The 9067-nt window shown below is 35.9% G+C and carries 9 protein-coding genes and 3 tRNA genes; 8 read left to right on the forward strand and 4 right to left on the reverse strand.

Annotation, left to right across the window (positions count from 1 at the left end):
* Positions 1–134: 134 nt before the first annotated feature.
* The 3 genes from REB14_RS17795 to REB14_RS17805 all read left to right on the forward strand — a co-directional run bounded on the left by REB14_RS17795 (position 135) and on the right by REB14_RS17805 (position 3370).
* A complete protein-coding gene (locus REB14_RS17795) occupies positions 135–800 on the forward strand; it encodes a DUF2461 domain-containing protein (protein ID WP_079240745.1) in 666 nt (221 codons plus the stop codon).
* A 267-nt stretch (positions 801–1067) separates the two neighbouring features.
* Entirely contained in the window at positions 1068–1862 is a 795-nt protein-coding gene (locus REB14_RS17800; RefSeq protein ID WP_079240744.1) for an FkbM family methyltransferase, read from the forward strand.
* 8 nt (positions 1863–1870) lie between these two features.
* The gene (locus REB14_RS17805; protein WP_079240743.1) at positions 1871–3370 is read left to right on the forward strand and encodes a lipopolysaccharide biosynthesis protein; all 1500 of its coding nucleotides are present in this window, start codon (positions 1871–1873) and stop codon (positions 3368–3370) included.
* A gap of 21 nt (positions 3371–3391) precedes the next feature.
* Here REB14_RS17805 and REB14_RS17810 read toward each other — a convergent pair whose 3' ends face one another.
* The 4 genes from REB14_RS17810 to REB14_RS17825 all read right to left on the reverse strand — a co-directional run bounded on the left by REB14_RS17810 (position 3392) and on the right by REB14_RS17825 (position 7991).
* A complete protein-coding gene (locus REB14_RS17810; RefSeq protein ID WP_309522868.1) occupies positions 3392–4432 on the reverse strand; it encodes a hypothetical protein in 1041 nt (346 codons plus the stop codon).
* 119 nt (positions 4433–4551) lie between these two features.
* The gene (locus REB14_RS17815) at positions 4552–5406 is read right to left on the reverse strand and encodes a glycosyltransferase family 2 protein (protein WP_309522869.1); all 855 of its coding nucleotides are present in this window, start codon (positions 5404–5406) and stop codon (positions 4552–4554) included.
* An 86-nt stretch (positions 5407–5492) separates the two neighbouring features.
* Entirely contained in the window at positions 5493–6893 is a 1401-nt protein-coding gene (gene aspA / locus REB14_RS17820; RefSeq protein ID WP_079240740.1) for an aspartate ammonia-lyase, read from the reverse strand.
* Between the two features lie 72 nt (positions 6894–6965).
* Positions 6966–7991, reverse strand: a complete 1026-nt coding sequence (locus REB14_RS17825) for an N-acetylmuramoyl-L-alanine amidase (RefSeq protein ID WP_079240739.1) — start codon at positions 7989–7991, stop codon at positions 6966–6968.
* Positions 7992–8127: 136 nt separating this feature from the next.
* Here REB14_RS17825 and REB14_RS17830 point away from each other — a divergent pair.
* From REB14_RS17830 to REB14_RS17850, 5 genes are all read left to right on the forward strand, one after another.
* A tRNA-Ser gene (locus REB14_RS17830) sits at positions 8128–8212 on the forward strand.
* Between the two features lie 15 nt (positions 8213–8227).
* A tRNA-Pro gene (locus REB14_RS17835) sits at positions 8228–8302 on the forward strand.
* A 42-nt stretch (positions 8303–8344) separates the two neighbouring features.
* A tRNA-Arg gene (locus REB14_RS17840) sits at positions 8345–8418 on the forward strand.
* A gap of 49 nt (positions 8419–8467) precedes the next feature.
* Positions 8468–8731 (forward strand): GIY-YIG nuclease family protein, encoded by a 264-nt coding sequence (locus REB14_RS17845; protein ID WP_079240737.1) that lies wholly within the window; start codon positions 8468–8470, stop codon positions 8729–8731.
* Positions 8732–8816: 85 nt separating this feature from the next.
* A partial coding sequence (locus REB14_RS17850) for a GIY-YIG nuclease family protein (RefSeq protein ID WP_309522870.1) occupies positions 8817–9067 on the forward strand: 251 nt, incomplete at its 3' end.

Raw genomic sequence — 9067 nt, forward strand, 5'->3', positions numbered from 1 at the left:
GAGTTATGAGATCCGGGGTTCGGGTTGCGAGATTTGAGGCTTTGAGATTTTGATCCGGGATTCGAGGTACGAAGATTCCGGATTTAGAAACCATTTTGAATATCACTTAATAACAAAAAAACACCTATTACAATATGTCTGCAAGTATATCTTCCAATACATTTGATTTTTTAAACAAATTAAATAAAAACAATAACCGCGATTGGTTTACTGAAAATAAAAACCTGTACACAGAATCTCAGCAAAATGTGGTTTCATTCTTAGATGAACTCATCAGAGAGATGTCCGGTTTCGATGAAGAACTTGCTAAAATAGACAGTAAAAAGGCCTTATTCAGGATTTACAGAGATACCCGTTTTTCCAAGGACAAATCTCCTTACAAAACCAATTTCGGAGCTTCTCTGGGAATGGGTAAGGGAAATCAGAAAGGAGGTTATTATCTTCACATGGAACCAGGAAAGTCCTTTTTAGCCGGAGGAATCTACATGCCTGAATCTTCTGTCCTGAAAGATGTTCGCAAGGAGATTTCTTTATATGGAGATGATTTTCTAAAAATTCTCAATAATAAAGATTTCAAAAAACATTTTCCGGAGCTTGACCAGGAAGATAAACTGAAGAAAATACCTCAGGGTTTTGAGAAAGAAGATCCTATGGGAGAATATCTCAAACTTAAAAACTTTATTGTCGTCTATTCTCTGAAAGATGAGGAAGTCTTGGACAAAAATGCAGTGAAAAACATGACCAAAGTTTTCAAACTGATGAAACCTTTCAATGATTTCCTGAATACCCCTTTTCTTTAGACAGTTTTATTTTTCAACTACAGATCACTCGGTTTTTTGCAGATGATTGAGTGTATTTTGGCTGAATTTCTATTTCTACAGAATGTTTTAAAGAAATGTTCAGGGTATACAGGTGCCTCTGTGACAAATCAAAAATATAGTAAAATCCAACAGGTTACAAAAACAAATTTCAGGAATCCATCCTGAAAATCAAACCATTATAATTAACATTTTTTAAGAAAAGTTTTACATTTTTACGTATCTTTGCTGTTCGCCAAAAAGCCAAAGATGTCTTTATACCAAAAAATTGCAGAGAAACTACAATACATAAGCCCGAATTTCTACAAAAAAAGATATTTTAAAGCTTTAAATAATCTTAATAAAAATAACTTTTCGGAACGTAATGTAGAACCGGAATTGGTATGGATCAAAGAATACCTTTCTAAAAATGCTGTGATACTGGATATTGGTGCTAATGTGGGAACTTTCCTTTTTCAGCTGGAAAACACCTTGAAGCATGAGCATATTTATGGTTTTGAACCTAATAAAAAGCTTTACAGAAGACTGAAAAGACTGTTTTCTGACATGCACATTCTCCCTCTGGCTCTTTCGGATGAAAACAGAATGGCAGAGTTCAAAGTACCCATTATTAATGGAAAAACTATTGCTTCCCGGGGTACTTTAAACACTTCTTACAAAGAAAAAGGAGAAGAGAAAAGCTATACGGAACAAGTAAAAGTTATTAAACTTGACGAATGGGCAGCACTGGAACATTTCAACAGACTTGATTTTATCAAAATAGATGTTGAAGGAAACGAAATAAAGACTCTTTCCGGAGCGAGAGAAACCATCAGACAGTTCAAGCCGACCCTAATGGTTGAAATGGAGCAAAGACACCATGAAACTCCTATATGGAATGAAATATCCAAAGTGATGAGCTGGGGATACGATGCCAGATATCTGAACAGAAACAGCTTTACACTGGAAGATCTTACAGAAGATATCATAATACAAAATACAAACGACGAAAAAAATAAAACTCAGTACATCAACAATATTATTTTTATACCTAAAAACATTTAAAACAACTTATGAGTGTAGTAGCGAGACAAGGCTTCAAATATTCCATTATCGGTTATATTGGTTTTTTGCTGGGCACCGTTTCCGCAATATTTATATTTCCGAATGATTTTGAATTTTACGGAAAGCTTCGCTACATTCTTCCTACAGCTGAGATGCTGGTTCCCTTTGTTGTATTGGGTATTTCCTATTCGAATGTAAAGTTTTTTCACACCGTGGAAAAGGATGGTAAAAAACAGAATATGCTGTCACTGTCATTACTGACGGTTTTTATCAACTTTGTTATTTTCACGGCTGTATTTTTTATCCTTCCTTATTTTTATCCGAAATTCAGGCATTCAGAAGCATGGAAGATCAAGGAAATGATTCTACCCCTGATTTTAATTCTTTCATTTTGCGCTATTTTCAATAAATATACATCCAATTATAAAAGAATTGTGGTTTCCAATATTTTCGATAATCTGTTTCCGAAAATAGCCAATCTGGGAGCGTTTTGTCTCTTTTTCTTTGCTTTATCGCAGAATATTACAGCTTCTACGTCGCAGACCATTGCATATGCTTTCTTTTTTGGAATCTTCTTTTTAATGCTTTTGGGGTATATATATTATACGAATAAATTGGAAAAAATTCAGCTGGATTTCAATACCGATTATTTTAAAAAGAATAATTTCTGGAAAGAATTTTTCAATTACAGTTTCTTTGGATTCCTGGGAACTTTTGGAAATTATCTGGCGATCAACAGTTTTATGATCGGAGAATTTATGGGAATGGAAGAAGTAGGAATTTATTCTGTTCTGTATGCTCTGATCTCATTGATTTCTATTCCACAGCTTGGATTATTTAATATTTCGGCACCTATCATCAACAAAACGCTGGCAGACGGAGATATGGTGGAACTGGACAGATTCCACAAAAAGACATCTTTAACCCTGTATTTCCTTGGAGCCGTTTTATTCTCCTGTATCATGGTGGGATTCCCTTACCTGACGCAATTTATGCCAAAGAACGGAACCATGCTCAGAGAATATGAACCTGTAGTCTGGATCTGGGGCTCTGCAGTATTGATAGACCTTGCAACAGGATTCAACGGGAATATTATTTCACTTTCAAAATATTACAGATTCAATATTCTGGTGATGCTTTTACTGGCCGGACTTACTATTGGATTGAACTATTACTTCATTAAGAATACAGATCTTAAATTGATTGGAATTGCTTTATCTACAGCGATTTCCCTTACCATTTACAATGTTGTAAAAATCATTTTCAATTATATTGTATTTAAAGTTTCTCCTTTAAGTATTGAAATGATTTTTGTCTCTATCATCTGCACGCTGGCCATTACAGTTGCTATTGTCCTTCCGAACTTCGACAGCAATCTGTTGAATCTCGTTTACAAACCAGCTGTTGTTCTGATACTCATTTATGTAGGAAATTATTTCACAAAAATATTCCCGATTGAAGACTATCTGAATATGAGGTTTATTAAGAGTGTATTTAAGATCAAATAAGGTGTTTTAAGGCAAAGAAAATCAGATTAGACCCTGTAAGAATTGTTCCATTTTTTGTTGAACTTCTTTCTTCCTATAGGTTGTATAAAAATCAAACGGAGTGTCTGAAAGAGCTTTTAACTGCTCAAGAATATTTTCTTTTTCAGGAATAATAAAGTCAGTTTTTGAAGGGTAATTCTTGGGAAAAACTGCCAGTTTTCCATACGCTATGGCATCACCAAGGTTTCCTGTCATTTTAGTTTGCCCATAAGCTTCTTTCATGCTGAAAAACTCTGTATCCTGCTGAATCGGGCACCATAAAACATCTGCCTTCTTCATCCATTGTTCAAAATCTTCGGAAGATACTCTTTCGGAAAAATAGGTAATATGAATATTTTCAGGCAGTTTTTCAGATAAATGTTGTAGTTGTTTTAATTCATGTCCGCTGGCTTTTCCCAGGAATATAAATTTACAAGATTGATCCGTATGCAGATTCTGAATCGTTTCAAAAATATAATGATAATCTCTTCTTTTCTGTGAAACACCACCAGGGATTACCACGACAAGATTTTCATTTTTTGTCTTGTCAAAATCTCTGGTATAGAACAGAGGTAAAAGCTGATATCTCTCTGAAATCAAAGCAGCATCCAGTACGAAAAGAGATCTTGATGTCTGATAAACTTTAGTTTTGTAGAATAGTCCTTCTTTCAGCCATAGTTTTAATCTGAAAATAACATCTCCTTTGAAAACACTTTTCATCAGATCCAGCTTAGAAGCTTTTATGAAATTAAGATTATGGGAAATAACTGCCGCATTGTACTTTTTTGTGATTGCTAAAAATGTATTAAAATAACGGTGTACAGTACCTATTACCACAAGATCATATCCTTTTCCCTTTAATTGATCCAGAATCATAGAACTATCTGATAAAAACACAGCTTCATGGCGGTGACTTACTTGATCTTTGATTCTCTTTGAAAAATAATAGTCTACCGCAAAATCCTGAGAACCTTCCATAATATCCATGAAAGCCTGAGCAATTTCTGCATGGGTATCTATTTCTATGTAAGCTATTTTTTTCACAGGCTTGCGAGAGTTATATCTTAAGTTTTGGCTAAAGCCAATGGAATCTTATTTTTTTATTAAACGGGTTAAAACCCGTTTCTATTGATGAACATTTACAATGTTTAAAAAATCTTCTTCTACATTTTCAGCCATTTCTTTTTCAACATTCTCCAACGTTGATCGTTAACAGTTTTCTGTTCTTCTTTGGTAATTTTCAGTTCAAGTTTCTTTGACCTGCAGCTTTCATAAGAGTTTATAATATCGAAGAAAAATGAAGCAGATTTGCTTTTCATAGCTTCTTTTGAAGAGGCTATATAAGCCAGAAACCTGTTCAGTCCCAGGAAATAAAAATACCTTCCATAATAATCTGCCGGACGTATGGTGTAATCAGCTCCTTTTACTTTAATCAGTTTTACATGGAGCTCCGGAATCACCACTTCTTTCCATCCCAGATTATCGAGTAATATGGAATCAATATTATCCCAGCCCAACGTTTCCCTTAAACCACCAATCTGAACAAAGCATTCTTTACGATACGCCTTCATAGGACCTCTTACATGATGTTTATTGGAATTCCCTTCATACACCCAGTTTCCGTCTTTTTCAATGTACAGAAGTCCTCCTACCAGCCCATATTCAGGGGTATTGGCGAAAGCGGTTTCTACTGCTGTCAGATAGTTTTCCGGAAGGATGATATCGGCATCAAATTTACAGATGATATCAAATTCATCCATAGATTGAGTCTGAAGTCCGTTTTTAAAAGCATGAACGACTTTAGACCCTGGCTGATGTTCAGATTTCTGAAGAGTGACTGTTTCAAAACGTGAATCAGTTTCTGTATAATTTCTGATGACCTCAGCTGTTCTGTCTGTAGAACCGTCATTCACTACCACCACTTTAAAATCTTTGCTACTTTGCTGTTGCAGAGAAGTAAGAGTAAATGGGAGGTTGTCTTCTTCGTTATGGGCAGGAATTATGATTAAAAACCTCACGAATTATAATTGATTAATGATGAGTGATCAATGATAAGAAATCTTTAGGATATCAATTACCATTGATCATTCATCGTTTATAGAGTTTATTTGTTATGCGGTTTCAGCATGTTTTTCGGATCTAGGATTTCGTCCAGCTTTTCCTGAGAAAGAATTCCTTTTTCAAGAACAAGGTTGTAAACGCTTTTTCCGGTTTCCAATGCTTCTTTTGCAATCTGTGTAGACTGTTTGTACCCGATATAAGGGTTCAATGCTGTTACAATACCGATGCTGTGTTTCACCATATTCAGGCAAATTTCTTTATTGGCAGTAATTCCTACTACACACTTGTCACGAAGGGTATCTAAGGCATTGCAAAGGAAGTTGATATTTTCCATGATGGCATGAGAAAGTACCGGTTCCATTACATTCAGCTGTAACTGTCCTGCTTCTGCAGCAAAAGTTACAGTAAGATCATTTCCAAATACTTTGAAACAAACCTGATTTACTACTTCCGGAATCACCGGATTTACTTTACCTGGCATGATAGAAGATCCTGGCTGCATTGGTGGCAGGTTGATTTCAAAAAGACCAGCTCTTGGACCTGATGAAAGTAATCTTAAATCGTTACAGATTTTTGATAATTTCACGGCAAGACGTTTTGTTGCTGAAGAGTAGATGACATAAGATCCTGTGTCAGGAGTAGCTTCTACCAAATCCGGTGCTGAAACAATCGGGAATCCTGTAATCTGAGCTAAGTTTTTAGCACAAAGAGTGGCATATCCTACCGGAGCGTTTAATCCTGTTCCGATAGCCGTTGCTCCCATATTCACTTCTACAAATAGGTTGGCGTTGTTATTCAGTTTGGAAATATCCTCTTCCAAAGTAGCAGCATAAGCTTCAAACTCCTGGCCCAAAGTCATTGGAACGGCATCCTGAAGCTGCGTACGACCCATTTTGATAACATCATGAAACTCCTGTCCTTTTGCACGGAAAGCGGTAATAATTCTTTCAAGCTTTTCTACCAGTCCGATATTCATCTGAAGCAATCCCATTTTGATTGCTGTAGGGTAAGCATCGTTGGTAGACTGAGAAAGGTTGATATGGTCATTAGGTGAACAGAATTCGTACTCTCCTTTATTTTTCCCTAGTTTTTCCAACACGATATTGGCGATCACTTCATTCGCATTCATGTTGATGGAAGTTCCTGCTCCTCCCTGAATCATATCTACCGGAAACTGCTCATGATATTTCCCTTCTACAATTTCATCACACGCTTCTGCTATTTTAAAATACAGGTTTTCGTCTAGTAGTCCTAATTCATAATTGGTTTTAGCAGCTGCTTTTTTTACAAACGCCAATCCTTTTATGAAATCCGGATATGAAGACAAAAGCTGTCCTGAGATTTTAAAATTGTCAATAGCTCTTTGTGTCTGAACCCCATAATAAGCATCTAAAGGCACATTCAGTTCGCCTAATAGATCACTTTCTTTTCTGAAATTTTCCATTACAGATATTTTACTGTTTTTGATCGTTTAAAGATAGCAAAAACGCATCTAACCGATGCGTTTTAATTTGAATTATTTTGTTGGATATTTTTGATTTAAAGCTTGGAGTATTGCCCATGTTTCTCCATCCATAATTCCGTCATAATTCTGTGGACGGAAATGATACTGGAAAGCTTCAATTGTTTTCTTCGTAGCATCATCCCATTTTCCGCTAAGATCAAGTGCATATCCAAATTTCTGCAATGAAGTCTGAATAAGGAAGATAAAACTGGCCTCATTATATCTTGCTGTAATATCAGCCTGTGCTGCCTCAAGATAAGTCTGTTTAGCTGCTTCATCATACCACATTCCAACCTGGTACTCATCATACAGTTTTTTCCATGGGAACATAGGTCCCGGATCCTGTTTTCTTGTAGGTGCAATATCGGCATGTGCCAATACATTTGTAGGTTGAATCTGATATCTTGTCACAATATCTTTAACCAAGGCAGCCACTTTTTTCACCTGGTCATCGCTAAAAGGAGCAAAAGTTCTTTTACCTGTACTATCTGTGGTATAGCCTGTATTTACAATTTCAATACCAATAGAATTATCGTTGAGATTTTTGTCATTTCTCCACGCGCTTACTCCTGCATGATAGGCTCGCTTATTTTCATCTACCAATTGATAGATCTCGTTATCTCCTGTATTATTTACCAGATAATGGGCACTCACTGCCTGTTGGGTAAGAACAGTAAGAGATTTATCGTCCGGAAGAGCTGTATAATGTAATATAAGATAACGTTGTCTGAAATTCTGGGCTACCGCAGGGAAATAAGTTTTCACCACTTTATATCCGGCTGGTTTTGCAGATACAATAGAACCATAACTTGCCGTATTATCATTTTTTGTTGGGTCTGCTATATTAGTAGTAAAAAAGTCTACTCCATGATCAGATACAACTTTTGGTTTTGAAGCCACCGGAGGAGTTGTTTGAACCGTTGGTTTCGCCTGTGTTATTGGGGTTTTCGGTTTGTAAGTATTTTTTTTCACATTTTGTTGGGAAGTACATGAAAAAACAAAAGTGCTTAATCCGATGATATATAATGTTTTACGCATCAGTTTGGTTTTTGAATGATTTATTACCTCAAAAATACACAAAAATTTCTTGAATTTTATTTGGTAAATAAAGAAATCTGTTCTATATTTGCACTCGCAATAACGGAACAACGATCATTAAAAAATAAACAAAAAAGGAGGGTTGCCGGAGTGGTTAACGGAGCAGTTTGCTAAACTGTCGACGCGAAAGTGTCGCAAGGGTTCGAATCCCTTACCCTCCGCTCTTCTTATATATTCGGGGCGTAGCGTAGTCCGGTCATCGCGCCTGGTTTGGGACCAGGAGGTCGCAGGTTCGAATCCTGCCGCCCCGACTTTTTAATGTGCTTATTTACTAAGCGAGAATCAACTTCTAAGGGTGCGTAGCTCAGCTGGATAGAGCATCTGCCTTCTAAGCAGACGGTCAAAGGTTCGAATCCTTTCGCGCTCACTTAAAGACTTACTGGAAACAGTGAGTCTTTTTTGTTTATATTAGTTCCATGTATTATATACTTCATTCCAAGACCTTAGAAAAATTCTACATTGGGCATTCTTCAGAATCTTTACAGGAAAGATTAAGAAAACACTTATCTGATCACAAAGGATTTACATCAAAAGCTAAAGATTGGGTTATTGTTTATTTTGAAACTTTCGAATCCAAATCAATAGCATATAAAAGAGAAAGACAAATCAAAGCATGGAAAAGTAAATCCAGAATTCAAAAACTTATAAATATAACAGGGATAGAGCATCCCGATTTGTAATCGGGACGGTCAAAGGTTCGAATCCTTTCGCGCTCACTTAAAGACTTACTGGAAACAGTGAGTCTTTTTTGTTTATATTAGTTCCATGTATTTTTGCTATATACTTCATTCCAAGACCTTAGAAAAATTCTACATTGGGCATTCTTCAGAATCTTTACAGGAAAGATTGAGAAAACACTTATCTGATCACAAAGGATTTACATCAAAAGCTAAAGATTGGGTTATTGTTTATTTTGAAACTTTCGAATCCAAATCAATAGCATATAAAAGAGAAAGACAAATCAAAGCATGGAAAAGTAAATCCAGAATTCAAAAACTTATAAATATAACAGGGAT

Origin of the sequence: Chryseobacterium metallicongregator, assembly GCF_031324065.1 — a bacterium.
Taxonomy (GTDB): domain Bacteria; phylum Bacteroidota; class Bacteroidia; order Flavobacteriales; family Weeksellaceae; genus Chryseobacterium; species Chryseobacterium metallicongregator.

What these genes read in the sequence shown, in the direction of transcription:
- REB14_RS17795 (WP_079240745.1), top strand. Translation starts at nt 135, where the DNA reads ATGTCTGCAAGTATATCTTCCAATACATTTGATTTTTTAAACAAATTA.
- REB14_RS17800 (WP_079240744.1), top strand. Translation starts at nt 1,068, where the DNA reads ATGTCTTTATACCAAAAAATTGCAGAGAAACTACAATACATAAGCCCG.
- REB14_RS17805 (WP_079240743.1), top strand. Translation starts at nt 1,871, where the DNA reads ATGAGTGTAGTAGCGAGACAAGGCTTCAAATATTCCATTATCGGTTAT.
- aspA (WP_079240740.1), bottom strand. Translation starts at nt 6,893, where the DNA reads ATGGAAAATTTCAGAAAAGAAAGTGATCTATTAGGCGAACTGAATGTG.
- REB14_RS17825 (WP_079240739.1), bottom strand. Translation starts at nt 7,991, where the DNA reads ATGCGTAAAACATTATATATCATCGGATTAAGCACTTTTGTTTTTTCA.
- REB14_RS17845 (WP_079240737.1), top strand. Translation starts at nt 8,468, where the DNA reads ATGTATTATATACTTCATTCCAAGACCTTAGAAAAATTCTACATTGGG.